We start from the raw sequence: 24,448 nt of genomic DNA on the forward strand, positions 1-24,448 counted from the left end.
GCCCCAGTCCCGCCCCTTCACCTAAAGCGCTCGCCGCGCGGCAGTCCCGCACACGTGCGGGTGCGTCGTGGCTGGTCGCGCAGTTCCCCGCGCCCCTGAAGGGGCACGTTCTCGCAAGCCCCAGCGCGCAACCGAGCCGCACCTCGGTGCGGTCCCGGTCAGGACCGTACGGTCGAAGCGCCCGCCCCTCCCCGCACCAACATCTCCCACTCCACCCACATCCCCATCCGCCGATACCCCTCATCGCTCGGATGCAGATGGTCCCCCGAGTCGTACCGAGCCAGCATCCGCACCGGCGCGTACCCGTCCCGCACCGCCCGGTCGAAGTCCACCACCCCGTCGAACACCTTCCCCGCCCGGATGGCGTCGTTCACCGCCCCCCGCACCCGCTCCCGGTCCGCCGTCCACGACGGGTGCCCGCCGAACGGCAGCAGCGTCCCGCCGATCACCCGCTGCCCCCGCGCGTGCCCCTGCCGCACGAGTTCCCGCAGGCCCTCGACGATCCGGCCCGGGTCCCGCTCGTGCGGCGGCGCGATGATGTCGTTGATCCCCAGCAGCACCACGACCGCCTTGACGCCGGGCCGCATCGCCGCGTCCGCCGCGAACCGCGACAGCCCGCTCGGTCCCCGCCCGTCGCTGAGCAGCCGGTTCCCGCTGATGCCCTGATTCAGCACCCCGTAGCGCGGTGCCCCCGGCTCGTCCCGCAGCCGGTCCGCGAAGACGTCTGGCCACCGCCGGTTCGCGTTCAGGGTCGAGGAGATCCCGTCCGTGATCGAGTCGCCGAACATCACCACGGCTCCGTCGGCCCGCGCGTTCAGCACGTCCACACCGGTCAGGTACCGCCAGTTGTTGGTCCGCTTGAGGTACCCGCGGCCCGACACGTCCTCGGTGTGGTCCCCGACGGCGCTGAAGCCGGTCTGCCGCGAGTGCGGGTGATACGTGACGTACCCGCTCGCCCTCGGCGAGTACGTCGTCACGAGCAGGTCCCCGTCGTACGGCACCTCGATCACGGTCCGGTCCCCGACGACGCTCCCCCCGGCGGGCACGATCACGTACGGCTTACCCCCGAACGTGACCCCCCGCATGGTCCCGGGCGCGGCTGCCGGAGTCCCGCTCCCGGCCGCGACCGCTACCGACGCGTGCGAGATGAGCAGCGGTTTGTCCCCGAACCGATTCGACAGCGTGATCCGCGCGCTGTTCCCCCCGATGCTGGTGTGCACCACGTTCCGCACCGTATGCCCGGCCAGCCCCCGTGCCGTACGCGGCTCCGGCCCGACCGGCGAGGCCGCCCACGTCCCGATCCACCGGTTGTTCGCGGCGGGCCGCAGCCCGTCCCCACCGTGCCGCGCGCTCTCTCCACGCCCCCGGTCCCCCTGCTGCCCGGCACGCGCGGCGCCGTCGCCGCCGATGAGGCGGGTGGCGGCGAAGATGCCGCAGGAGATGAGTACGACCATGGTGGCCAGAGCGGCCAGCAGGGCGTATCCGTGGCGCCGGGTCATGCGGGGGTACTCCTCGTTGATCCTCGAAGTCCGATCCTCGAAGCGCGATGCTCGAACTGATCACCGCTCCTGTCTGATGATCACAATGATGCGGTACGGCCTTGAGGAGTGAGACGTCGGGAACTCAAGGTGCGTTCCGGGAGTAAGACAGGTAGGGACTGTGCTGAGGGGTCCTAGGAGTACGGAGCTCCTGTACGACCGGACCAGATCGGACCGGACCGGACCGGGCAGCAGGACGGACGGCACGAGGCCGGACCGGCGAAGGGCGACGGGCGAAGGGCAATGGGCGGAACGCATGGAACGCATGGAACGTATGGAACGTAAAGACAACGGAACGCTTGCCTCCGAACGGGGACCCGAGCAGAACCCGGGCCCCGGCCCGGCGGCGAAGCCCGATCGCGGACCGGGCCCGGGGCACACTTCCGGCGGCACCCCGGACGAGAAGCCTGCCCACTCCGCCCCCCGCCCCACCCCTCCTGCCTCCCCCCGCCAGCCCTTCGCCTTCAGCGAGGCCGACGAGGAGAAGCAGCGGGGCGTACGCCGCATGAAGGCGACGGCCACCGGCCTGCTCCTCTTCGTCGCGCTCGTGTACGTCCTGGCCAAATGGGCGCAGCACAGCGGGCTCGGCGGCTGGGCGGGCTATGTCGCGGCGGCGGCGGAGGCCGGAATGGTGGGTGCGATGGCGGACTGGTTCGCCGTCACGGCCCTCTTCAAGCACCCCCTGGGCATCCCCATCCCGCACACCGCCATCATCCCCACCAAGAAGGATCAACTAGGCGTTTCCCTGGCCGAGTTCGTCGGCGAGAACTTCCTCTCCGAGGAGGTCATCCGCGCCCGCCTGGCCCCCCTCGACATGGGCGGCCGCCTGGGCGCCTGGCTCGCCGACCCGGCCCACGCCGACCGCGTCACCGAGGAGCTCGCCACGGCCCTGCGCGGTGCGCTCACGATCCTCCGCGACTCCGACGTGCAAGCGGTGGTCGGCGAGGCCATCACCCGCCGCGCCGAATCCGCCGAGATCGCCCCCGGCCTGGGCAAGGCCCTCGACAAGGTGGTCGCCGACGGCGCCCACCACCGTGCGGTGGACCTGATCTGCACCCGCGCCCACGACTGGCTCGTCGAACACGGCGACTCCGTCATGGACGCGGTCCAGGGCGGTGCCCCCGGCTGGACCCCCCGCTTCGTGGACCGCAAGATCGGCGACCGCGTCTACCGCGAGCTGCTCCGCTTCGTCACGGAGATACGGGACATGCCGACCCACCCCGCCCGAGGAGCCATCGACCGCTTCCTCGCCGACTTCGCCACCGACCTCCAGTCGGACACCGAGACCCGCGCCCGCACCGAGCGCCTCAAGGCCGAGATCCTCAACCGCCCCGAGGTCCAGGACGTCATCGCCTCCGCGTGGTCGGCGGTCCGCGCCATGATCCTCGCCGCCGCCGACGACGACCGTTCCGAACTCCGCCTCCGCGTCCGCGCCTCCCTGATCTCCCTGGGCACCCGCCTGGCCACGGACGGCCGCCTCCAGCGCAAGCTCGAAGGCTGGGTCGAGGGGGCGGCGGTGTACGTCATCACCACCTACCGCTCCGAGATCACGTCCCTGATCACGGACACGGTCGCGGGCTGGGACGCCACCCACACCTCCCGCAAGATCGAGGCCCACATCGGCCGCGACCTCCAGTTCATCCGCATCAACGGAACGGTGGTCGGCGCCCTGGTCGGCCTCCTCATCTACACGGCGTCAAAGGCTTTCGGCGCCTGACACCACGCCGCACGACCGCTACGACGCCGGGGCGGTACGGCCTCACCCGCCCCGCCTGGCCCACCGCGCCTACCGGCCCGTACTAGCCCTTCTTGGCCTTGGCAGCGCCGGGGGCGGCGGTGTTCATGGTGATCCGTACGACGGCGGTTCCCTTCACGGGCTTGGCGCCCACCGACTTCCCCTTCATCCCCTTCATCTTCACCTCGTACATGAAGTCGTCCTCGCCGATGTAGGAGGGGGACGGCGTGTAGGTGACGCGGTTGCCCTTGAGGGAGGCTTTCCCGTGCCGGGGTTTGGTGTGGAGGGTGAGCTCGTAGTCGGACGTCTCCGCGGCCCCGAGGAAGGGGGCGGCGGGCATACCGGCCGGGGCGAGGGTGTCGTTCTTCAGGACCTCGACCACGACCTTCTCGCCCCCTTCCGTGTCGTCCGCGTCGTCGACGAGCTGCATCCACGGCGGCCCGGCCTTCGCCGCCTGCGCGACGACTCCGTCACTCGCTCCCGCGGCCCCGGGCTTCGAGTCGGCCGCGTTCGCCTCGCACCCGACCAGCGCCACGGCCACGGTCATGGCGGCCCCACTGACGATCACGGCCTGCCGACGAGCGGCACCTCTCACCCACTGCATGTGCCCCCCAGAGGCATTCGACCCGAAATCCATCATTCGTCCGGGCATTCGAAAGCTAGCTAAGAGGCTGATGATGACAGTGCGGCAGGGGAGGGGCACGGGAGGGGTCGCTCAATGACCAAAAGTCGCCGCCCAAACCGGCCGAAACCCACCTTCGCTCCAGCCTGCCGCCCGGCCTCCCGCCCACTCCGGTCCGCCCCCGCACGCCTCGTGCCGATGAAGGTACGCATTCCCGCCAGGCGCGCGATCGACCACCCCTGCGCCGGGGGCTGCCCCGCCCCGAGGGGCAACCCGTCCGACGTGCCTCGACCCTCAAAGCGGAGCCTGCCTACCTCCGCCTACTCACACCCGACCCCGTCACCATCCCGGTCGAGGTGGCGCCCGTACCCGGGGTCGCCCCGCCGGATGGGCGCGGCACCGGCGGCGCGCACGGCGGAGCAGTTCTTGTAGGAGGCGTTGCCGCCCCCACTCCCCCCGGAGGTGCTACTCCCACCGGACCCCGAGCCCCCGCCGGTCCCACCGGTTCCACCTTCGTACGGCTCACAGCCCACCCCGTCCCCGTCCCGGTCGAGGTGCCGCGCGTAGCCGGGGTCCCCCTCGTTGATCGGCGCGGCACCGGCGGCACGTACCGCGGCACAGTTCTTGTAGCGGACCGGCGGCGCGGGCTTCTTCGTCTTCACGGGCGGGGGCTTGGGCGCGGATACCGTCAGCCGCACGACGGCCGTACCGCTGACGCCCTCGACGGTCACCTTGTACGTGAACTCGTCCGCACCTCCGTACCCCACCTGCGGCGTGTACGTGAAGCTGCTCCCACCCGCACTGACGACGGCCGTCCCCGCAGTCGGCTGAGCCTCCAGCGCCAAGGTGAACTCCCCCTTCTGCACCGCCTTCTTGAAGGCTTCGGCGTCGCCGCCACCCGGAGCTTTGAAGGTGTCGTTCGCCAGCACGTCCACGACCACCGCTTTGACGCTCTTCACCCTCGCGGTGTCATCGATGAGCCCGAGCACACCCCCTGCGGGCGTCGGCGTCGGCGCCGCCTCCGTGGCCGACGGCTCCGCCGCCGTCGGCGTGGACGCACCCCCCACCGGCTTGGCGTCCACCGGGGTGCCACCCCCACACCCGGCCAACGTCACCGCCGCCACCACGACCACCCCACCCGCCGTCACCGCACGCTGCCGCGCACCACCCATACGTATCCCCAACAACGTGAGCCCCCAAGGCATCAGAAGTGAACCGAGGGGCCGATGATGACAGTGATGTGGAGATCAAGTGCCCAAACAGTGAATAGTTGGCCAGAAGAGGTTGTTTAGCCCTTCCTACTCCCGTTCATCTCCTGTCCCACACCGGCCACTCCCAGCTCAGGCCGAGCGTCTACAACTCGAAGCGGTGCTCGGGGACTTGCGTTGATGGCTCAAATTGATGGCTCGCTCATCGAAACTCAGGCTTCGGGGGCTTCTTGCGGGGCTACAGCCTGTTGCTTCGGAGGGCGTCGACGAACTGGACCCAAGAGTCATCGTTGAACGCGAGCCTTGGGCCTCCCCTGGCCTTGCTGTCTCGTATGGCAGTCCCAGCTTGTGTGCCCGCGACCTCTACGCACTCGGTGTTCGCACCCCCGCTGTACGAGGACTTGAACCAGTCAAGGGCATCGTTCGTCATGACATCTCCTTGTGGGCTCTCTTGATCAGCGCCGCCGAGGCGGTGATGTCGAGTGCCTGTGCGCGCAGGTAATCGAATGCCTGGCGGTAGCGGTCCAACTCTTCCTCCTTCTCAAGGAAGAGCGCCCCCGTGAGAATGTCCAGGTACACGACGTCCAGGGAGGGTTGTTGGCCGCCCAGGATAACGAAGCTGCCCATGGCGGAAGCGTGGGCGCCGGAGGCGAACGGCAGGATTTGTAGGGTCACATGAGGGGCATCCGCGCAGGCCAAGAGGTAGTCCAGTTGACTCCGCATGGTGCTGGTGCTGCCAACGCAGCGCCGGATCACGGACTCGTCCAGGACGGCCCAGATGTGCGGAGGCGTGGAACGCTTGAGGATCTCTTGGCGCTTCAGGCGGATGCTGACCTGACGTTCCACTTCCTTGGCGGGCTGACGCATGTCGGAGGCCCTGACGATTGCCTCTGCGTATCCGCGGGTCTGGAGGAGGCCGGGAACGTAGGCGCAGGCGAAGTGGTTCTCCTGGAGGGCCTCGTCTTCGAGCGTCAGAAGGAAGTTCATTGACTCGGGGATCTTGCTGCCCAGCGAGGTCCACCAACCTTGGACCCGGGCTTCCTTCGCAAGGGCGATGATCGCTTCGCGTTCAACGTCGCTGGCGCCGTAGGACCTGCAAAGGGCATCGGCGATCGGCCACTTGATGGGCCCCTCTTTCGTCTCGTAACGGCTGATGGTGGCCTTGGAGACGCCGATCAGTTTTCCGGCTTCCTCCAATGTCATGTCTCTTCGTTCGCGCAACTTGCGGAGTGTTGCGCCGAGTTGGCGTCTGCGTGTGGTGGGTCCGGTGGGCACGGGGTCTCCGATCTCTGCTCGCTGGGCGACCCAGCGGTCTCCTCAACTATGGATATTTCACTCGAAGTTGCCTTCCCCGCGAGCCTTTCGAGGGAAGTTTTCGTGAGAAGTTGCACGAGGTGACTTCTCACGGGCCATACTCGCAGACGTATCGCTACGCAGCGCAGTCGTATGGATACGGCATGTGCATTGCTGTCGTGGCTACGAGAGGGAGTGCGGCCATGCGCGACAACGCAGTCACCATCACCCGATCCCCGGCCCGCTGTGTGCTGGCCTTCGAAGCGAAACCGGCAGAGATGCGAGTGCTCCGCAGGTCGGTGCGCGAACACCTCCGGCAGTGGAGCGCGTTCGACCTCGCTGATGAGGTGGAGTTGGCGGTCACCGAGCTTGCGACGAACGTCATCAAGCACGTGGGTGAACGTTCCGCGGCGACCCTGGTCATGGAAGCGAGTGCTGCGACGCTGCGAGTCGAGGTGCACGACACGAGCCACCAGCCTCCGATCTTCGGTGAGCCTGAGTGTGGTGCGGAGTGCGGGCGTGGTCTTCACCTGCTGGTCGGCATGGCGCTGGACTGGGGAACGGTGCAGACGGCAACAGGTAAGGCGGTGTGGTGTGAATTTTCGATGGCTGCGTGCGGGCAACGCTGGAAGGTGGAACGGGCGCTGGCGGCTCTGGTGGCCTACCGAGGGGATGAGGGGGTGGTGGACCTCAGCCTGACGAGAGTTCCCGTGCTGGAAGACTCGGCGACTTCACTCATCGCAGACCTGCTGTACTGCTTGATGGTCCAGGGGAGTGACCCAGTGGCGGTATTGGAGCACGCGCAAGATCACTACGTCGCCGAGTGCAGGCGGGCCGGATGATGGCGTACGCGCCCATTCGCATCGCCGAGTTCTTGGCGGAACTCGGCGATGCTTCGTATCAACTCCACGACACCAGCAGCCTCTGGTTCCTTATCAAGTCCGTCCAGAGTGTAGGGGATTTGTGGGAAGTGACGGTGTATCCGCTGGTCTCCACCGGGAGTCGGGATGACGCCTTCCTCGTGGGAGTAGAAGTTGCCGCCAACGTGGTCGCTACTTCCGCACCGGTGCAGTGGAGCGAGGTGGCGCCACCGTTGGGTGCATACGGGGAAGAGGCGGTCATGTACGTACTCTCACGGATTGAAGAGATCGTAGAGGTGCTCAAGATGGACTATTGCAAGGCGGTCAACGCGGAGAAGTTCCGTTGAAGGTAAAGAGGCCGCTACAGAGTGCGGCTGCTTTCAAATTTCTCTCCTTTGGGCCATATGGCGAACGCGGCAACTTCGTCGGAGTGACAGAGCTGTATGAGGTCGGCTCGTGGGCGCGACGGGAGGAGGAGCGCTATGTCCGGACGCGGGTCTATGTACCGCCGGTAGTCGAAGAGTTGACCTATGGCCATGCGGACTGCCTCACGTGTGACGGTTCCCTTCGCCTCGATCAAGAGGTTCTGAGTACTGTCGAAGAGATCGGTGTAGAGGGGCTTGATCTCTCCGGACGGGAGAATCCTCTTACGGCCTACGGAATGGCCTTGCGAGCGTAGGTAGCGACGGTACGCCCGGACCAGCTTGGCCTCGTTCCGATCTGCTAGCCGTGGAACGCTGCTGGGGTTGACGGCCATGGACTCGACATGGAGTTGTTCTACTTCAACGTCTTCTACAAGGGTCTGCTGCGGCGGAGTGAAGGGGATCTCCGCTGTGGATGGTGACACGTCTATGGGACGCAGCCGAAACATGATGACGCTGCGGATATCGCCATCCCTGTCGGGGGCATCGGTTGTGTACCAAGGGCGTTGCGAGTCCAGCGTGAATTCTCCGACGAGGGCCACTACTCCGCTGGAGATGGATCGGTAGAGGTGGATCGTGCGGTTCTGATCCGTATGAGTCAGCACCGCGAGGTTCCCTTGGATCATGCGCTGGTCCCCGTACCGTCCCTCACCGGTGTAGTGGAAGCACCCGTCGTCGCCCCACCCGTCGAAGTAGCCGTTGGGGTGGCCACGAGAAGGGTCGGTGAAGAGCATGACTCGGGGGCTCTGCCGTGAAGGACTAATTCCCCCCTGCTGGCGTCCTCCGTAGCGGGTATGGAGTTCTCGTCTGCGTACGGGTGCTCCGGTGACTTCTTGCAACGTAGGCCCCCTGTGTATGGCTGGTCGTCTTCGTATGTTTCCTATGCAGCAATCGCCGAATAGGTCAACACCTCGGGGGGAAGCGGATGTTCCAGATCCCAGGTGATGGCCATCGGCTTGCTTCCTTCGTGGCGTACGTACTCGGCAGGGCCCAGCAGCATCCAAGGCTGAGAGCTGCCGATGTCCGTGGTCTTGTAGCGGCGGGCGAAGAGAAGGACGTGGCTGCCCTCGGAGGCATGCTGCTGGTAGCGCTGGCCTGTTGGTGACGTCTCTGACGTCTGGTTCTGGGACTCCCAGTGGAACCTTGTCTCGCTCATCGCGTAGTCGCGGTAGCGGGTTTCCGGCGAGAAGTCCTTCTCGTCTTTTTCGAGGGTGATGAGAAGAGCGTCCGTCTTGAAGCTCTCGCACCATTTGACGCCTTCCCGGAAATGCCCGGGGAGGAACTTGTTGTAGGTGGACTGGCCGAGGGCAGGGAGGATCTCCTCGCGCGAGTACGACCCGTGCACGGTGAGAGGGAGACCGGCGAGCTCGCCCTCCAGCGGGCGGGGAACGTGCTCGGTGTGGGCCAGGTTGTAGGCCAAGACCTGGAGGAGTTCGTCGCGTACCGCAGGCTGGAGGTGCAGCGATGCGAAGCCCGCTTCGTAACTGTCGAAGCCGCTAAGGGGCCACAGGGAGAAGAACAACATACGTGCGTATGCCTGCTCTTGCTCGGGTAGGTCGGCGTACGACGGAGCTTCGTCGCGCAGCAGCTTCGAGTAGACGGCTACTCGCACCGGATCGTCTACGTGCAGGAATGACGGCATGCGCTTGAGGAGAGCCGCCTCTCCTTCGGGCTCCGGTCCATCGAGGAGTCCAGCGCGTCGGAGGAGTCTCGTCCAGGAGTTGCCGTTTCCACGGTAGAGCTCCTTCAGTTCACGGCCGCTCTCATCGAGATACGTGGCCAAGCGCACTTCGCCGTAGGACGCGACCTCGCGCGCGAGGGCGGTGACGTTCACGCCGAGCTGGTTCTTGATGTTCTCCACGATCAACTTCTTGGCCTTGGGCTCCAGGATGATCTGGCAACCCGAAGGGAGCTGAGGGAAGTCGTCCTCGATGCTCTGCTGAAGGCGCTTGCGGGTCAGGTTGGTGAGCGCCCGGAACTGGTTCTCGAAGCGGAATTCCTTGCGGTGCTGGCCAATGAAGTCGAGGACGGTCAGGACCGCCTTGTCCTCGCTACGACGGAGGCCGCGCCCCAATTGCTGGAGGAAGACCGTAGCGCTGGAGGTGGGACGCAGCAGGAGCAGAGTGTCGACGTCGGGGACGTCCAATCCCTCGTTGAACAGGTCGACCGAGAAGATGACGTGGAGCTTGCCGTTGCGGAGATCGGCGAGGGCCTGCTGCCGTTCGGTGCGGGTGTTCTCACCTGACAGGGCCGCTGCACCGAGGCCCGCCCGGCGGAAGGCGTCCGCCATGAAGTGTGCATGGGCGACGGACACACAGAAGCCCAGGGCTCGCATCGAGCCGGGGTCCAACACCTTGTCCTGTACGGCCTTGATGACGAGGCGAGCCCGAGCGTCGTTGCCCGTGAAGACGTTGCTGAGTGAGCTGGCGACGTAACCGCCGCCCTTCCACTCCACCGCCCGCATGTCGGTGTTGTCGGTGATACCGAAGTAGTGGAAGGGGCTGAGGAGTTCATTTTCCAGGGCCTCCCAGAGACGCATCTCCGCCGCGATCCGGCCGTCGAAGAACTCGTCCTGGATGTTCTTCCCGTCCATGCGCTCGGGAGTTGCTGTCAGGCCGAGGAGCTCTTCGGGGAGGAAGTGGTCGATGATGCGTCGGTACGTGGGGGCTGTGCCGTGGTGGAATTCGTCGATCACGATCACGTCGAAGTGATCGGCCGAGAGCTGCTCCAGCGTGCGCGGGTGAAGCGACTGGACGCTCGCGAAGACATGCGTCCACCGTTCGGGGTTGTCGTTCCCGGTGAGAAGCTCCCCGAACTCGGCATCGTTGAGGACGTCTTGATACGTACGAAGGGACTGCTGCAAGATCTCCTGGCGGTGCGCGACGAAGAGGAGCCGTAGGTCGCGTCCCAGCTTCTGCCGCAGGTGCTTGTAGTCGAGTGCGGCCATGACGGTCTTGCCCGTGCCGGTGGCAGCGACGAGCAGGTTGCGGTGCCGGTCGTGGACCGTGCGTTCCACTTCCAGTCGCTCCAGCATGTCCCGCTGATGCGGGTAGGGCCGAACGTCGAGGCCGGAGAGCTGGATGCGGCGCTCGCCAGGCTGCCCCATCTTGCCGGAGGCCGCGCGTAGTGCCTCGGTCAGCCGGTCCCCGTCGCGTTCAGGGTCGTATGACTCGAAGGCGGCCTCGCTCCAGTACGAGTCGAAGGTCGCCTCGAACTTCCGTAGGACGGCCGGGGTGGCGACGGAGGAGAGCCTCACGTTCCATTCGAGACCTTCGAGCAGTGCCGCCTTGGACAGGTTGGAGCTGCCGACGTACGCGGTGTCGTACCCGCTGTTGCGCCGGAAGAGCCATGCCTTGGCGTGCAAACGGGTCGACCGAAGTTCGTAGTTGATCTTCACCTCGGCGCCGAATTCCTGGACGAGACGGTCGAGGGCGCGTCGCTCGGTGGCGCCGATGTAGGTCGTCGTGATGACCCTGATCGGGATGCCCCGTTCGCGAGCAGACTTCAGGGATTGCTCCAGGACCCGCAAGCCGTGCCACTTCACGAAGGCGCAGAGCAGGTCGACCCGGTCGGCCGTCGCTAGTTCGGCGCGCAACTCGAAGCCGAGGTTGGGGTCTTCGGGGGAGTTGGTGATCAGTGCGGTCTCGGAGAGAGGAGTGGCGGGCCGGATCGCGTAGACCCCGGGTGCCTCTTCCTCGGCGATGGAGAGGAGTTGGCGCGGGCCGTCCGCGATCAAGTCGACCCATTCGCGAGCTCCTTCGAGCGTGCCGATGGACTCAAGGATGTGGTTGGCCGCGTGGACGCGGTCGGCAGCAGGCAGGTTGTGCAGCAGCTGGCGCACGGTTTCCGCTACATGTCGGGCCAGTACATGGGGTGTTGACTCGGCACCGACGTCGCCGTCGATCGCCCGCCAGCCGCCGACCTCAAGGTCCTTCAGCTGTTGGGTGAGCCGGAGAGTGATCAACTGCTCGTAGATTCCGGGCGCGGGTTGGGATGCGCTGATCGCTGCGGTCACGCTGTGGCCTCCTGTGAGTCGACACCTTGATTAATAACAGGTGCCACCGACAAGAGATTCAGTCATCGATGCTCAGGGTGAGTCCTTGGCTGGTGTGACCTTGTGCCGGTGTGCGGCCCCTGGAGGACGAGGTTTTCGTCGGGTGGGGCCGCAGTGGTGGGTCGGCTCAGGCCGGGTTCGGTACTCCGTGGCAGTCCCGGTACGGGGTGTTCGAGCCGCACCAGCAGGAGGCTGAAGCGGTGGGGGGCCAGGGGACGGCGCGGCCCCTCGCGGCCAGGGTGGTGGCGTATTCGGCGAGGAGGGAGGGGGAGTCGGGGGAGGTGCGTTCGGAGGCGGCGAAGGCTTCGTAGGAGGGGATGGAGCCCGTGACGACGCCGAGGTTGGGGGTGCCTGCCGAGGACAGTTCGCGCAGGGAGGACTCCAGGGTGGCCAGGTGCTCGGCGTGGGTGGGCGGGTATTCGGCGGCCAGGGTGGGGTGGGTGGAGAGGAGTTCGGCGTACTCGGTGGCCGGCCAGTGGAGGAGGGCCACCGGGAAGGGGCGGGAGAGTGCGGCGCGGTAGCTGCCGAGTTCTGCCTGGAGGCGGGTGATCTCGGCGCGGAGTTCGGCGGGGTCGGAGGAGCCGAGGGCCCAGAGGCGCTTCGGGTCGTGGAGTTCGTCGAGGGGGACGGAGGCCGGGTTGACCGTGTCCGCCAGGGCGTCCCAGCTGTCGTGGGCCTTGCCCAGCATGCGGCGGACGCGGTGGCGGCCGGTGAGGAGGGGGCGGGTCGCGTACGGGACTTCCTCGGAGGGGTTCACGAGGAGGGTGAGGGCGGTGGTGTAGGCGTCGTGGGCCTGCGGAAGCTCGTCGTGGTTTTCGAGGGCTTCGGCGAGGACCACCCAGGGCTCGGGGGCGCGGGGGGCCGACGTGCGGATGCCGTCGATGATCGCGCGGGCCTCGGCCTCGTGACCGTACTCCCAGAGGTTGGCCGCTTTGAGGGCCTTGATGAGGGGGGTGCTCTCGGCGGTGGGGGCCGTGAGGAGCTGGTCGTAGAGGGTGGCGGCGCGGGCCCGGTCTCCGGCGAGTTCGAGGTGGGCCGCCGCCTGGAGGAGAAGGGGCTCCTGGTCCTCCGGGTACTGCGCCGCGGTGCGCAGCAGACGCTCGGCTTCGGTCGTGTGGTCGGCGGGCGAAGGCGTGTCGGGGCGCATGGGGGACACCGTACTGCGGTAAGGGGCGCGGGTGAGAGGGAGCTGCGGGGGCGGGTTCGGGGAGGAGGCGGGGGAGGGTGCCGGGGAGGGGGTGGGGGTGTGCATGGGGGGAGCGTTCCCCGGTGGGGGGACGGGGGAACGTCGCCTTGGGGGGTGGTGAGTTGAGAGGGCGGGGGCTATCTTGCGGGCCCGGTTTTCTTTGCGGGCCCGGTTTTCTTTGCTGGCCTGGTCTTCTTTGGGGCTTGTCCTTGTCGTACGGGGTGGGGTGGGCCGAGTGGGGAGGTGGCGGGGTGCGGAGGTGGGGGCGGCCGGAGTCGGGGGTGCGGGTGCGGGGCGGGGCCGCGCGCCCGGGCGGGGGCCGCCCTGTGCCCACCTGTGTCGCCCTGCTGCCCACCGGGCTGAGGCGGGCCGTGTCGCGTACGGGGCTGGGGTGGCGGGGCCGGAGGCCCGTGGGGCGGCGGGTGGGGGATGCGCGGGGGCGGGTCCGGGCGGTGGGGGCGGCCCGGTGGTTGTGGGTGGGCGGGGAGGTGGTGGTGACGTGCGGGGTGGTGCTGATGCTGTTGGTGGTGCATCAGGTGTGGTGGACGAACCGGGAGGCGCGGAGCGGCGCCGAGGAGACCGTGCGGGTGCTGGTCGAGGAGTGGGCCGACTCCGGGGAGGCCGGGGCGGGGGAGGACGTGCCCGTGGGCGGGCCGGAGGACGGTCAGGCTTCGGCGGGTGCGGGTGCGGGTGCGGGTGCGGGTGCGAGTGCGAGTGCGAGTGTGGGTGCGGGGGGCGGGGAGGGTTCGCGCCCGGGTGTCGAAGTGCCGACGCGGGGCGGACGGCCGGTCGGGAAGGTTCCCCGGCCGTCCACGTCGCCTCGGTGGGATCAGGCGTACGCGGTGATACGGATCCCCCGGGCGGGGGTCGTGGCACCGGTGGCCGAGGGGGTCGGGAAGCGGGGGGTGCTGGACAAGGGGTATGTCGGGCACTACCCGGGGACCGCGCAGCCGGGCGAGGCGGGGAACTTCGCCCTGGCAGGGCACCGGAACACGCACGGGGAGCCGTTCCGGTACGTCAACCGGCTGGAGGTGGGGGACGAGGTGGTCGTGGAGACGCGAGGGGCTGTTTATACGTATGTGGTGAGTGGGGGTGTGGCGCAGACGTCGGCCCGGGACGTCGGGGTCGTCGCGGCCGTTCCGCGCAGTGCGGTGAAGCCGGGGCGGGGGTTCAGCGAGCCGGGGTACTACCTCACGCTCACCACCTGCACGCCGGAGTTCACGTCCCGGTACCGGCTCGTGGTGTGGGCGAAGCTGGCGCGGATGGCGCCCCGGCAGGGGCCGGGGGGCTAGGGTCTCGGCGTGGTTAGTGATGATCATCGTGAAGACGGGGCGCCGGTGACAGTGCCGGAGCCGGAGCCGGAGCCGGAGCCGGACGGGGGCCCTCGGGCACATGTGCTGCGGCGGCGGCCGCACTTGCTGTGGCTGGGTGTGCCCTATGTCCTGTACCTGGGTGCGCTGCCGCTCGTGAACCGGGTGGAACCGGTCGTTCTCGGGCTGCCGTTCCTGTTCGTGTGGCTGCTGGGGGCGACGCTCCTGACGCCCCTCGCCGTGTGGTTGACCTGGCGGGGGGACCACAGGCGATGAGTTCTGCTGTGGTGGCCACGTCCATCTTTGGCGCCTTCATGGTGGGGACGGTGGGGCTCGGGCTGCTCGCCATGCGCGGTCGCGGGGGCGGCGGGGGCGGGCTCGCCGAGTGGTCCGTGGGCGGGCGGAGCCTGGGCGCCGTCTTCATCTGGGTGCTCATGGCCGGTGAGGGATACACGAGTTTCAGTTATCTCGGGGCCGCGGGATGGGGGTACAACTACGGGGCTCCGGTGCTGTACGTCGTCGCGTACATGTCGTGCGGTTACGCGGTGGGGTACGTGGTCGGGCCGATGCTGTGGGCGTATGCGCGCAAGCACGAACTGGTCGGTATCACCGACATGGTGGCCCACCGGTACGGGAGGAAGTGGGTCGGGGCGCTTGTCGCCGTGCTGGCTTCGGTGTTCCTGCTGCCGTACATCCAATTGCAGATCACCGGGATGGGAGTGGTCGTATCGACCATTTCCTATGGCGCCATCAGTCTCAACTGGGCCTATTTCATCGGATTCGCGGTGACTGTTGGATTCGTGGTCGTGAGCGGGCTCAGGGGGAGCGCCTGGGTCTCGGTGCTGAAGGACGCGCTGGTGATTCTGACGCTCGCGTTCCTGGCCGTTTACGTACCGCTGCATTATTTCGGGGGATACGAGCCGTTCCTTGAGCGGGTCGTGGCGGAGAAGGCGGAGTGGCTGACGTTTCCCGGGCACGGGGAGAGCGGGTTCGGGCAGTGGTGGTTCATCACGACGTCCTTCCTGAATTCGCTGACCGTCGTCATCTTCCCGACGACCGTGGCGGGGTATCTCGGGGCGCGGTCCGCGGACGGGCTGCGGCGGAACGCCATGTGGCTGCCCGCGTACAACGTGCTGCTGTTCGTGCCGATGCTGCTCGGCATCGCGGCGCTCTTCGTGGTGCCGGGGCTGACCGGCGCGGACTCCAACCTCGCGCTGTTCAAGCTGGTCGTCGACTCGCTGCCCGCGTGGCTGGTGGGGGTGGTGGGGGTTGCCGCCGCGCTGTCCTCGATCGTGCCGATGGCCGTGTTCATGCTGGTCATCGGGACCATGTGGGGGCGGAGCGTGCTGGGGCTCGTACCCCGGTGGCAGGGCCGGGAGAAGGCCGCGTCACAGGTGGTCGTGGTCGTCGCGGGGGCCCTCGCGCTCGTCCTCACGTACACCGCGCCGAACACGCTGGTGCGGCTGTCGCTCATCTCGTACGAGGGCATGGCCCAGCTCCTTCCGATGCTGCTGCTGGGGCTGCTGTGGCGGAAGCTCACGCTGGCCGGGGCGCTCAGCGGGCTCGTGGTGGGGGTGGGGGTGGTGTGCGCGCTGGTGTTCACCGGCAACGACCCGGTCTGGGGGACGAACGCGGGAATCGTGGCGCTCGCACTCAACCTCCTGGTCGCGCTCGGCGTCTCCTACGGTGGGCCGCGTGAACGCGACGAGCGGCCCGACAGCGAGGTGCTCGCCCGCGGGTGACCCCCTGGCCAAGGACGCCACAACCGTGGCACGCTGAGTGGTACGGAGCGAAGAGAGAGGAGGGGTGGGTGTGATCGGGAACGTGGCACGTGCGCGTTACGCGCTGCTGATGTTCTTCCTGCTCGCCCAGGTCCTCTTCGACCTCGGCGGCTTCGGCTTCGCGGGCGCCGTCGCGCTCGCCGCCACGGCCACCGCCGGGGCCGCGCTCATCGCCTGCGCGCTGCTCGCCGGGCGCACGGCTCCGTCCGTACCGCGTACGAAGGTGCGGACCGCCCTGCGCGACCGGGAGCGGCGCACCGCCTTCCTCGCCCAACGGGACCCCGACGCGGCGGGCAGGCCCCGTCCGAGGGCACCCGGGCGGCTGTCTCCGACGGCCGCGTAGGGGACCTCGTACTCGCACACGTACACGAAGCGCCGATGTGCTGGCGCTGAGAGTTCCGCCGAGAGCCCCTCGTGGGTCGTCATGCCGATGTTTCTCCTTCATCTTCGGTACGACGAGACCCTCGGAGGGCTCTTTCCGTGTATTCCCTTTTCGCTTCTCTGGTCGAGCTGCTCGCCCGTGTTCTGGAGCCGGTTTTCGCCCTTTCGGCGACCGCTGCCGCCATTGTCGTCTTCACGATGCTGGTGCGTATCGCCTTTCATCCGCTGGCCCGTGCTGCCGTACGGGGGGAGAAGGCGCGGGCGGCGCTGGCTCCGCAATTGGCCGTGCTGAGGAAGAAGTACGCGAAGCAGCCCGAGCGGATGCAGAAGGAAATCCTGGCACTGCATGCGGAGGCGAAGGTTTCGCCGTTTTCGGGGATGCTGCCGATGCTGGTCCAGCTGCCCGTGTTCTTCGTGATGTACCACGTCTTCTCGTCGGCGAAGGTCGGCGGAGAAGTGAACGAGCTGCTCGGACACCGGCTGTTCGCGGCGCCGCTCGGGTCGCGGTGGAGTGACGCGCTGGGTGACGGGGGTGTGTTCGGGGCGCAGGGGGTCGTCTATCTCGGGGTGTTCGCGTTGATCGCGTGCGTGGCGACGTGGTCGTTCCGGCGGGCGCGGCGCAACGCGGCCTCTTCGGAGTTCGCGCAGCTGGCGAGTGGGGCCGGGACGTCCGGGACCGCTGTCGGGGCGGGGCTGTTCAAGTGGCTGCCGCTGTTGTCGTTCGGGACGATCGTCACGGCGGCGGTGGTGCCGCTGGCGGCCGGGCTGTACCTGGTGACGACCACGGCGTGGACCGTCGCGGAGCGGGCCTGGTTGCAGCGGGAGCGGCCCGCGAAGGCGGAGAAGGCCGCGCTGGCGGGGCAGGGCGCGGGATGAGGGCGGGTGGGGGGCATCGGTCCAGTCCGTGAACGCGGCCTTGCGGAGTGGGCGTCGACCTTGGAGGATCGGACAATTCTCCGGTGGCCGGGCCGCGGTGTGTGAGCGGTCGGGTTGGGCGCGACCTTCGACCACAAGGAGATCGTCAGTATGAAGCTGCTGCGTGTGGGGCCCGTCGGTGCGGAACGTCCGGCGTTGCTCGACGAGGACGGCGTGACCGTACGTGACCTGTCCGGGGTCGTGGAGGAGATCGACGGAGCCCTGCTCGCCGACTCCGCCGCGCTGGAGCGGGTGCGCGAGGCCGCGCGGGCGGGGACGCTGCCCGCGCTGGATGCGACGGGCCTGCGGATCGGGGCGCCGTTGGCGCGGATCGGCAAGGTCGTGTGTGTCGGGCTGAACTACTTCGACCACGCGAAGGAGATCGGGGCGGCGGCTCCGGAGGAGCCGATCCTGTTCCTGAAGGCGCCGGACACGGTCGTCGGGCCGTACGACACCGTGCTCGTGCCCCGGGGCAGCGTGAAGACCGACTGGGAGGTCGAGCTGGCCGTCGTCGTCGGCCGGACCGCCCGGTACGTGGAGAGCGCGGAGGCGGCCCTCTCGTACGTGGCCGGGTACGCCACCTCGCACGACGTGTCCGAGCGGGAGTGGCAGATCGAGCGGGGCGGGACGTGGGACAAGGGGAAGAACTGCGAGACGTTCAACCCGCTCGGGCCGTGGCTGGTGACGGCGGACGAGGTGCCGGACCCGCAGGCGCTGCCGGTGAAGCTCTGGGTCAACGGGGAGCTGAAGCAGGACGGGACGACGGCGGAGCAGATCTTCGGAGTGGGACAGATCGTGCGGTATGTGTCCCAGTTCATGACGCTCTACCCGGGCGACGTCATCAACACCGGGACGCCGGCGGGCGTGGCGATGGGGCAGCCGGAGCCGAAGCCGTACCTGCGGGCCGGGGATGTGGTGGAGCTTGAGGTGGCGGGGCTGGGGAGGCAGCGGCAGGAGCTGAAGGGGGCGTAGGGGAACGGGGGTGCGGCGCAGTGCCCGCACCCCCGTGCAGGTCAGAGCTGGACCGTGATGCCCTCGGCGGCGGACTTCTTGGCGGCTTCCAGGACGGTCATCGTTGCGGCGGCCTCCAGGGCCGTGACCGGGGGAGCCGTACGGGTGCGGAGGGCGTGGGCGACGGCCGCGTAGTAGGCGCGGTAGTCGCCGGGCAGGGTGGGGACCGGAACGCCGCCGCCCGTCAGGGGGGATTCGCCCGAGCCGAGGTGGCCCCACATCTCCTTGAGCTCCTCGCCCCAGGCTGCCGAAGTCCCCGGGCGCTTGCCGTCGCGGAGGGCGGCCTCCTGCGGGTCCAGGCCGTACTTCACGTAGCCCGCCCGCGAGCCCAGGACCCGGAAGCGCGGGCCCAGCTGGGCCGTCGTCGCGCTCACGTACAGGTGGGAGCGGACGCCGTTCGCATGGGTGAGGGCGAGGAACGTGTCGTCGTCGGCCGCCGCGCCGGGGCGGCGGACGTCCGACTCCGCGTACACCTGGGTGACGGGGCCGAAGAGCGCGAGGGCCTGGTCGACGACGTGGCTGCCCAGGTCGTAGAGGAGGCCGCCGATCTCCGTCGGGTCGCCCGACTCGCGCCAGCCGCCCTTGAGCTGCGGACGCCACCGCTCGAACCGGGACTCGAAGCGCTGTACGTCGCCCAGTTCGCCCTCGGCGATGAGCGCGCGCAGGGTGAGGAAGTCGTTGTCCCAGCGGCGGTTCTGGAAGACGGACAGGAGCAGACCGCGCTCGTCGGCGAGGGCGGCCAGCTCGCGGGCCTCGGCCGCCGTGGCGGAGAGGGGCTTGTCGACGACCACCGGCAGGCCCGCCGCGAGGGCCGCCTTCGCCAGGGAGACGTGGGTCTTGTTCGGGGTGGCGACGACCACCAGGTCCAGTTCGGCGGCCCGCGCCCACACCTCGTCGGGCGAGTCCGCGAACCGTACCTCCGGGAACTCGGCCAGGGCCTGCGCCCTGCGTTCCTCGTTCGACGTGACGACCGTGTCCAGGACCAGTCCTTCGGTCGCGGCGATCATCGGCGCGTGGAATACGGAACCGGCCAGCCCGTACCCGAGCAGTGCCACCCGCAGCGGGGTGTCGGCGGAGGGATCGGGCGAGGTGGGAGCAGCTGTGGACGTCATGGTTTCCACTTAAACAACGCAGGTGGGGAAGTGCAAAAAGGGCCGCGCGGTGGGGGAGGAGCGCACATGGGCTGATGGAGGGGTCTTTGAGCGCTGTTCGGCCGTACGGGGCCGTGGCGCGCTCTTCGCGGGTCGTCGGCGTGACAGGGTCACCGATCATGTTCCGCCCCCTGTCCGCACTCGTGAACCGAAGGGGCCACCCCATGCGTCTGCGCAGCGCACTGGTGCTGGGAGTCATGGTCGCCGCCCTCGTGCCCGCGCCGGGTGCGGTCGCTTCCGCCGCCGACCAAGCCGCACCGTCCCGGCTCCTCCCCCGGGAACGGGAAGCCGGGGAGACCAGGGAAGCCGGGGAGACCAGGGAAGCCGGGGAGACCAGGGGAGCCAGGGAGACCAGGGGGGCCAGGGAGACCGGGGACACCCGCGAAGCCCTCACCCCCACCTGCGGTGATCCGGACAGTGTCGACTTCCCCCTCACCACCCGCATCCACAGCGCCCCCGCCACCTACCGCCCCGGCGGCGACCGCACCGAGTGGGCCCTCGACCTCGCCAACACCACCGACACCGCCTGCCGGGGCGTCCACCCCGTGCTCGTCCTCGCCGACCAGAGGCGCACCCTCCGGCCCGGTCACGTCGTCGCGGAGTTCTCCTCGGACGGCCGCTGGCACACCGTGCCCTTCGTCCGCACGGACCGGGACGAGCTGATCGGCGTCTTCGGCGAGGACCTCGAAGGGTTCGGCGTCGGTGCCGGAGAGACCCGGACGGTACGGGTACGGCTCGGCTTCACCGAGGAGGCGGGGGCCGACGACGTCGTCGCCAACGCGGCGATCGTGCAGCGCCTGGGCGACGACGGCGAGTGGGTCGGGCAGTCCGACGACTACCGGTTCCGCATCGGCGCCAGCTCCGGCACCCCCGACGACGAGGACGGTTACGCGGTGGGCGCCGGAAGCCCGCACCAGCTCGCACAGTCGGGTCCGAGCCCCTTGCTCGGACTGGGGGGCACCGCCGCCGCCCTCCTCCTCGGCGGCGGAGCCCTGGTGGTGGGTTCCCGGCGGATGCGGACGCCGCCGAAGCGCTGAGGCGACGCGCTCCGTCATCTGCGACGATCCCTGACGTGGACTACCCGAACACGCACCACCAGGACCCCGGCGCGCCCGTCCGGTCCGGCATCCCGGAGCACGGACGCATCCCCAAGTACTACGCCGTCAAGGCCCATCTCGCCGAGCTGATCGCCGAGTTGGCGGAGGGCCAGCTGCTGCCCACCGAACGCGACCTCGCACTGCGGTACGAAGTCGCCCGCGACACCGTCCGCCAGGCCCTGCGCGAACTGTTGCTGGAGGGGCGGGTGCGACGACAGGGGCGGGGGACCGTCGCCGCCGGGCCGAAGCTGGAGCAGCCCCTGGCGTTGGCCAGTTATACAGAAGGAGTACGCCGTCAGGGCCGCCGCCCCGGCCGCAATCTGATCGGCCTGGAGAGCTTCCCCTGCCCCCGGAGCCTCGCTCCTGACGTCGGTGTCGAGCCCGGTGCACCGGTCTGGCACCTGGAGCGGGTGCTGCTCGCCGACGACGAGCGGATAGGTCTGGAGAGTTGCTACGTCGCCGTGGAGCGCGTGCCGCGCCTCGACGTCGACTTCGAACCCGACTCCTCCTTCTACGCCTACCTCAGTGAAGAGGTCGGCATCGGCCTGGGGCGGGCGGGGGAGCGCATCGAGACCGTCCTGGCCACTCCGCGCGAGGCGCTGCTCATCGGTACGCCGCCCGCACTGCCGATGCTGCTGATGCACCGGTGGTCCCGTGATGTGACGGGGAAGCCGCTGGAGCGGGTGCGGATGCTGTTCCGGGGCGACCGGTTCAGCTTCTCCACGCAGCTCAACAGCTAGCCGGAGGGCGAGGGCGGGGCGGGGCGGGAGCAGTCGGTCCGACGCGTGAAGGTAACGGAGGGATAACGGGTCTGAGCCAGCCTTGGGGGGCTGTTCACCGTGCCGTTGCCGGGCGGCTCCGGGGCGGACATCCGTCCCGAGGAGCGTAGCCGCCGTGAGAGTCATAGTCGTAGGAGCCGGCGTGGTGGGAACCATGCACGCCTGGCACGCAGTGGAACGCGGCCACGAGGTCGTACAGATCGAGCGAGAGAGCGAGGCGCGCGGCGCGAGCCTGCGCAACTTCGGCCAGATTTGGGTCAGCGGGCGTGCGGGCGGCGAGGAACTCGACACCGCGCTGCGGGCCCGCGAACTGTGGGAGGGCATCGGCGCCCGCGTCCCCGAGCTCGGCTTCAGGGCCATCGGGTCCCTCACCCCGGTCCGTACGGAACTCGAACTCGCCGTCGCCGAAGCGGCGTTGACCCGCGACGACGCGGCGGAACGCGGCTACAAGCTGCTCACCGCCGACGAGGCGCGCGGCATCAACCCCGCCCTGCGCGGCGACTTCCTCGCCGCGCTGTGGTGCGAGCGGGACGCCGCCGTGGAGCCCCGCACCGCGCAACTCGCCCTGAAAGAAGCGTTGTTGGCCTCGGGTCGGTACACCTTCCTCGGCGGGCGTGAGGTCCGGGACGTCGTCGGCGAAGGGGCTGTGCGCGACGATCACGGCGACGTGCACCGGGGAGACGTCGTCGTGTTCTGTACGGGTGCCTGGCTCGGCGGACTCGTCCGCGAGCTCGCCCCCGACCTGCCCGTGCGGCGGGTCCGCCTCCAGATGATGCAGACCGAGCCCCTCGGCGAGACCCTCACCACCTCGGTCGCCGACGCCGACAGCTTCCGCTACTACCCGGCGTACGCGGGCGGAGCGCTCGACGCCCTGAACGGCGGGCAGGACCAGACGCCCACCGCCGCCGCCCACAAGATGCAGCTGCTCATGGTGCAACGGCGCGACGGCGGGCTGACCATCGGCGACACCCACGAGTACGAACACCCCTTCCGCTTCGACGTGGAGGAGGAGCCGTACGAGCACGTCGCAGCCGTGGCCGAGAGCTTCCTGGGGCGTCCGCTTCCGAAGATCCGGCGGCGCTGGGCCGGGGTCTACGCCCAGTGCGTCGACAAGAGCCGTGTGGTGCACCGGGAGCAGGTGCAGGCCGGCGTATGGCTGGTGACCGGGCCGGGCGGACGCGGGATGACCTGCTCGCCCGCCATCGCCGAGAAGACCGCGAACGAATTGGGCTGGTGAACGTCAGACATGAGCAGCAACCGCATTGACCTCGTCGTACTCGACATGGCCGGTACGACCGTCGCCGACGGCGGCCTCGTCGAGCAGGCATTCGCCGCAGCGGCCCAGCAGTTGGGCGTGGAGGCCGGGACCCCCGACTTCGACAGCAAGCTGGACTACGTCCGCGCCACCATGGGCGAGTCCAAGATCTCCGTCTTCCGGCACCTCTTCGGCGACGAAGCGAAAGCCCAGCAGGCCAACACCGCCTTCGAGCAGGCGTACGGGGAGCTGGTCGACGGGGGCAGGATCGCCGAGATCCCCGGTGCGCGGGAGGCCGTCGAGAAGCTGACCGCCGACGGTCGCACGGTGGTGCTGACCACCGGTTTCGCCCGGGTCACCCAGGACGCGATCCTCGCGGCCCTGGGCTGGCAGGACCTGGTCGGGCTGACCCTGTGCCCCGCCGACGCCGGGGGCCGGGGCCGCCCGTACCCGGACATGGTGCTCACCGCCTTCCTCCGTACGGGGGCCGTGGCGGGAGTCGCCGACGTGGTGGTCGTGGGCGACACCTCGTACGACATGCTCAGCGGCGTGAGGGCCGGGGCGGGCGTCGTCGCCGGTGTCCTGACCGGTGCGCACGGGCGTACGCAGCTGGAGGCGCACGGGGCCACGTACGTGCTCGGTTCCATCGCCGAACTGCCCGCGCTGCTGGCGGAGTTGGGCCGATGAGCAGCGGCATACGCTTCGAGTCCGTGTCGGTGGCGTACGGGAAGAACGTCGTCCTGGACTCGCTGGACCTGACCGTCGAACCCGGTGAGGTGATGGCGCTCCTCGGGCCCTCCGGGTCCGGGAAGACGACGGCGCTGCGGGCGGTCGCGGGCTTCGTGAAGCCCGCTTCGGGGCGGGTGTTCATCGGGGACCGCGACGTCACCGCGCTGCCGCCGTACCGGCGGGGCATCGGGATGGTCGTGCAGCAGTACGCGCTCTTCCCGCACCTGCGGGTGGAGGACAACGTGGCCTTCGGGCTGAAGGCGCAGAAGGTCGACAAGGGAGAGATCCCGGGGCGGGTCGCCGAGGCGCTGGAGATGACCGGGATGGCTTCGTACGCGAAGCGCTACCCGAGGGAGTTGTCGGGCGGGCAGCAGCAACGGGTGGCGATCGCGCGGGCGTTGGCGATCCGGCCGGGCGTGCTGTTGCTCGACGAGCCGTTGTCGGCGCTGGACGCGCAGCTCAGGTCGGGGATGCTGGCAGAACTGGCGCGACTGCACCGGGAGTTGCCCGATGTGTCGATCCTCTATGTGACGCACGATCAGGTCGAGGCGCTGACCCTGGCCGATCGGATCGCGGTCATGGACAAGGCGCGGCTTCAGGACTGCGGGACGCCGCAGGAGCTGTACCGCAGGCCCCGGACGGAGTTCACGGCCTCGTTCGTCGGCAACGCGAATCTGCTGCCGGTGGAGGTGGGTTCGGGGGGAGTCCGTTTCGACGGGGTCGAGCTCCGGGTGGACACGGGGGGCGCGGCTGTCGGGGCCACGGCCACGCTGTGCGTCAGGCCGCACCTGGTCGGGCTCGGGGAGGGGCCCAACGCGCTGCGCGGGAAGATCAGCGAGGTGCAGTGGAGGGGGTCCACGCACCGGCTGTACGTGGAGGTCGGCGGTGGGCGGTACCGGGTGAAGGCGGACGTGCGGGAGCTGCGGGAGACGCCGGTGCTCGGGGAGCCGGTCACGCTCCACTTCGCGGCGGAGGACGCGGTGCTCCTGGGAGCGGGGGTGTCCGGTGGCTGAGGTCCGTGAAGGTGGGCGGGGGGCGGTGCACGGTGCGGCTCCGCCGGGGCCGCCCCTTGCCCACCCTTCCCCAAGCTCTCAACTTCGTTCGAGCAGGGGATACCCCAC

At 69.0% G+C, this 24,448-nt stretch carries 23 protein-coding genes; 14 read left to right on the forward strand and 9 right to left on the reverse strand.

All coding sequences use genetic code 11. The annotated features are described in order from the left end of the window. Positions 1–158: 158 nt before the first annotated feature. Positions 159–1,499, reverse strand: a complete 1,341-nt coding sequence (locus OG897_RS05685) for an SGNH/GDSL hydrolase family protein (RefSeq protein ID WP_266653447.1) — start codon at positions 1,497–1,499, stop codon at positions 159–161. 304 nt (positions 1,500–1,803) lie between these two features. On the opposite strand from OG897_RS05685, the gene OG897_RS05690 reads away from it, so the two are divergent. Next, on the forward strand, positions 1,804–3,255 hold the full coding sequence (locus OG897_RS05690; protein ID WP_266653449.1) for a DUF445 domain-containing protein: 1,452 nt from the start codon (positions 1,804–1,806) through the stop codon (positions 3,253–3,255). Positions 3,256–3,337: 82 nt separating this feature from the next. Here the strand turns inward: OG897_RS05690 and OG897_RS05695 are convergent, their stop codons facing one another. The 4 genes from OG897_RS05695 to OG897_RS05710 all read right to left on the reverse strand — a co-directional run bounded on the left by OG897_RS05695 (position 3,338) and on the right by OG897_RS05710 (position 6,378). Next, positions 3,338–3,820 carry an Ig-like domain-containing protein gene (locus OG897_RS05695; protein WP_266653451.1) on the reverse strand — a complete coding sequence of 161 codons (483 nt, stop codon included), beginning with the start codon at positions 3,818–3,820 and terminating at the stop codon, positions 3,338–3,340. A gap of 395 nt (positions 3,821–4,215) precedes the next feature. Beyond that, entirely contained in the window at positions 4,216–5,082 is an 867-nt protein-coding gene (locus OG897_RS05700; RefSeq protein ID WP_266653453.1) for an excalibur calcium-binding domain-containing protein, read from the reverse strand. 259 nt (positions 5,083–5,341) lie between these two features. Continuing rightward, a complete protein-coding gene (locus OG897_RS05705; RefSeq protein WP_266653455.1) occupies positions 5,342–5,533 on the reverse strand; it encodes a DUF397 domain-containing protein in 192 nt (63 codons plus the stop codon). Further along, positions 5,530–6,378 carry a helix-turn-helix transcriptional regulator gene (locus OG897_RS05710; RefSeq protein ID WP_266653457.1) on the reverse strand — a complete coding sequence of 283 codons (849 nt, stop codon included), beginning with the start codon at positions 6,376–6,378 and terminating at the stop codon, positions 5,530–5,532. The genes OG897_RS05705 and OG897_RS05710 overlap by 4 nt, the downstream gene beginning before the upstream one ends. A gap of 221 nt (positions 6,379–6,599) precedes the next feature. On the opposite strand from OG897_RS05710, the gene OG897_RS05715 reads away from it, so the two are divergent. Both OG897_RS05715 and OG897_RS05720 read left to right on the forward strand, forming a co-directional pair. Then, positions 6,600–7,238: an ATP-binding protein gene (locus tag OG897_RS05715; protein ID WP_266653459.1), complete on the forward strand. Its 639-nt coding sequence runs from the start codon at positions 6,600–6,602 to the stop codon at positions 7,236–7,238. After that, positions 7,235–7,603: a hypothetical protein gene (locus OG897_RS05720; RefSeq protein ID WP_266653461.1), complete on the forward strand. Its 369-nt coding sequence runs from the start codon at positions 7,235–7,237 to the stop codon at positions 7,601–7,603. Before OG897_RS05715 ends, OG897_RS05720 begins: the two co-directional genes overlap by 4 nt. Positions 7,604–7,617: 14 nt before the next feature. Here the strand turns inward: OG897_RS05720 and OG897_RS05725 are convergent, their stop codons facing one another. From OG897_RS05725 to OG897_RS05735, 3 genes are all read right to left on the reverse strand, one after another. Continuing rightward, positions 7,618–8,412, reverse strand: a complete 795-nt coding sequence (locus OG897_RS05725) for a restriction endonuclease (RefSeq protein ID WP_266653463.1) — start codon at positions 8,410–8,412, stop codon at positions 7,618–7,620. A 146-nt stretch (positions 8,413–8,558) separates the two neighbouring features. Further along, positions 8,559–11,693: a DUF3427 domain-containing protein gene (locus OG897_RS05730; RefSeq protein ID WP_266653465.1), complete on the reverse strand. Its 3,135-nt coding sequence runs from the start codon at positions 11,691–11,693 to the stop codon at positions 8,559–8,561. Positions 11,694–11,859: 166 nt separating this feature from the next. Beyond that, positions 11,860–12,879, reverse strand: coding sequence for a hypothetical protein (locus tag OG897_RS05735; protein WP_266653467.1), 1,020 nt, complete (start codon positions 12,877–12,879; stop codon positions 11,860–11,862). Positions 12,880–13,433: 554 nt separating this feature from the next. Here OG897_RS05735 and OG897_RS05740 point away from each other — a divergent pair. The 6 genes from OG897_RS05740 (at position 13,434) to OG897_RS05765 (ending at position 18,277) form a co-directional block, all read left to right on the forward strand. Then, positions 13,434–14,210, forward strand: a complete 777-nt coding sequence (locus tag OG897_RS05740) for a class E sortase (protein ID WP_266656595.1) — start codon at positions 13,434–13,436, stop codon at positions 14,208–14,210. Between the two features lie 132 nt (positions 14,211–14,342). Then, positions 14,343–14,504, forward strand: coding sequence for a DUF3311 domain-containing protein (locus OG897_RS05745; protein ID WP_323188047.1), 162 nt, complete (start codon positions 14,343–14,345; stop codon positions 14,502–14,504). Further along, entirely contained in the window at positions 14,501–15,970 is a 1,470-nt protein-coding gene (locus OG897_RS05750; RefSeq protein WP_266653471.1) for a sodium:solute symporter, read from the forward strand. Before OG897_RS05745 ends, OG897_RS05750 begins: the two co-directional genes overlap by 4 nt. A gap of 109 nt (positions 15,971–16,079) precedes the next feature. After that, the gene (locus OG897_RS05755) at positions 16,080–16,352 is read left to right on the forward strand and encodes a DUF6412 domain-containing protein (RefSeq protein WP_266656597.1); all 273 of its coding nucleotides are present in this window, start codon (positions 16,080–16,082) and stop codon (positions 16,350–16,352) included. 137 nt (positions 16,353–16,489) lie between these two features. Further along, positions 16,490–17,266, forward strand: a complete 777-nt coding sequence (locus tag OG897_RS05760) for a YidC/Oxa1 family membrane protein insertase (RefSeq protein WP_266653473.1) — start codon at positions 16,490–16,492, stop codon at positions 17,264–17,266. A gap of 150 nt (positions 17,267–17,416) precedes the next feature. Then, positions 17,417–18,277, forward strand: a complete 861-nt coding sequence (locus tag OG897_RS05765; protein WP_266653475.1) for a fumarylacetoacetate hydrolase family protein — start codon at positions 17,417–17,419, stop codon at positions 18,275–18,277. A 41-nt stretch (positions 18,278–18,318) separates the two neighbouring features. Here OG897_RS05765 and OG897_RS05770 read toward each other — a convergent pair whose 3' ends face one another. Further along, entirely contained in the window at positions 18,319–19,428 is a 1,110-nt protein-coding gene (locus tag OG897_RS05770) for a Gfo/Idh/MocA family oxidoreductase (RefSeq protein WP_266653477.1), read from the reverse strand. A 203-nt stretch (positions 19,429–19,631) separates the two neighbouring features. Between OG897_RS05770 and OG897_RS05775 the strand changes: the two genes are divergently transcribed. From OG897_RS05775 to OG897_RS05795, 5 genes are all read left to right on the forward strand, one after another. After that, positions 19,632–20,504, forward strand: a complete 873-nt coding sequence (locus OG897_RS05775; RefSeq protein WP_266653479.1) for a hypothetical protein — start codon at positions 19,632–19,634, stop codon at positions 20,502–20,504. A 35-nt stretch (positions 20,505–20,539) separates the two neighbouring features. Continuing rightward, positions 20,540–21,304, forward strand: a complete 765-nt coding sequence (locus OG897_RS05780; protein WP_266653481.1) for a GntR family transcriptional regulator — start codon at positions 20,540–20,542, stop codon at positions 21,302–21,304. 154 nt (positions 21,305–21,458) lie between these two features. Continuing rightward, entirely contained in the window at positions 21,459–22,580 is a 1,122-nt protein-coding gene (locus OG897_RS05785) for a TIGR03364 family FAD-dependent oxidoreductase (RefSeq protein WP_266653483.1), read from the forward strand. A 9-nt stretch (positions 22,581–22,589) separates the two neighbouring features. Beyond that, positions 22,590–23,285 carry a phosphonatase-like hydrolase gene (locus tag OG897_RS05790; protein WP_266653485.1) on the forward strand — a complete coding sequence of 232 codons (696 nt, stop codon included), beginning with the start codon at positions 22,590–22,592 and terminating at the stop codon, positions 23,283–23,285. Then, positions 23,282–24,340, forward strand: coding sequence for an ABC transporter ATP-binding protein (locus tag OG897_RS05795; RefSeq protein ID WP_266653487.1), 1,059 nt, complete (start codon positions 23,282–23,284; stop codon positions 24,338–24,340). Before OG897_RS05790 ends, OG897_RS05795 begins: the two co-directional genes overlap by 4 nt. Positions 24,341–24,448: the final 108 nt, after the last annotated feature.

Source organism: Streptomyces sp. NBC_00237 (assembly GCF_026342435.1).
Lineage (GTDB): Bacteria > Actinomycetota > Actinomycetes > Streptomycetales > Streptomycetaceae > Streptomyces.

What these genes read in the sequence shown, in the direction of transcription:
- OG897_RS05775 (WP_266653479.1), top strand. Translation starts at nt 19,632, where the DNA reads ATGCGTCTGCGCAGCGCACTGGTGCTGGGAGTCATGGTCGCCGCCCTC.
- OG897_RS05790 (WP_266653485.1), top strand. Translation starts at nt 22,590, where the DNA reads ATGAGCAGCAACCGCATTGACCTCGTCGTACTCGACATGGCCGGTACG.
- OG897_RS05690 (WP_266653449.1), top strand. Translation starts at nt 1,804, where the DNA reads ATGGAACGTATGGAACGTAAAGACAACGGAACGCTTGCCTCCGAACGG.
- OG897_RS05735 (WP_266653467.1), bottom strand. Translation starts at nt 12,879, where the DNA reads ATGCGCCCCGACACGCCTTCGCCCGCCGACCACACGACCGAAGCCGAG.
- OG897_RS05750 (WP_266653471.1), top strand. Translation starts at nt 14,501, where the DNA reads ATGAGTTCTGCTGTGGTGGCCACGTCCATCTTTGGCGCCTTCATGGTG.
- OG897_RS05720 (WP_266653461.1), top strand. Translation starts at nt 7,235, where the DNA reads ATGATGGCGTACGCGCCCATTCGCATCGCCGAGTTCTTGGCGGAACTC.
- OG897_RS05755 (WP_266656597.1), top strand. Translation starts at nt 16,080, where the DNA reads ATGTTCTTCCTGCTCGCCCAGGTCCTCTTCGACCTCGGCGGCTTCGGC.
- OG897_RS05795 (WP_266653487.1), top strand. Translation starts at nt 23,282, where the DNA reads ATGAGCAGCGGCATACGCTTCGAGTCCGTGTCGGTGGCGTACGGGAAG.
- OG897_RS05685 (WP_266653447.1), bottom strand. Translation starts at nt 1,499, where the DNA reads ATGACCCGGCGCCACGGATACGCCCTGCTGGCCGCTCTGGCCACCATG.
- OG897_RS05725 (WP_266653463.1), bottom strand. Translation starts at nt 8,412, where the DNA reads ATGCTCTTCACCGACCCTTCTCGTGGCCACCCCAACGGCTACTTCGAC.
- OG897_RS05770 (WP_266653477.1), bottom strand. Translation starts at nt 19,428, where the DNA reads ATGACGTCCACAGCTGCTCCCACCTCGCCCGATCCCTCCGCCGACACC.
- OG897_RS05705 (WP_266653455.1), bottom strand. Translation starts at nt 5,533, where the DNA reads ATGACGAACGATGCCCTTGACTGGTTCAAGTCCTCGTACAGCGGGGGT.
- OG897_RS05765 (WP_266653475.1), top strand. Translation starts at nt 17,417, where the DNA reads ATGAAGCTGCTGCGTGTGGGGCCCGTCGGTGCGGAACGTCCGGCGTTG.
- OG897_RS05740 (WP_266656595.1), top strand. Translation starts at nt 13,434, where the DNA reads ATGCTGTTGGTGGTGCATCAGGTGTGGTGGACGAACCGGGAGGCGCGG.
- OG897_RS05715 (WP_266653459.1), top strand. Translation starts at nt 6,600, where the DNA reads ATGCGCGACAACGCAGTCACCATCACCCGATCCCCGGCCCGCTGTGTG.
- OG897_RS05695 (WP_266653451.1), bottom strand. Translation starts at nt 3,820, where the DNA reads ATGACCGTGGCCGTGGCGCTGGTCGGGTGCGAGGCGAACGCGGCCGAC.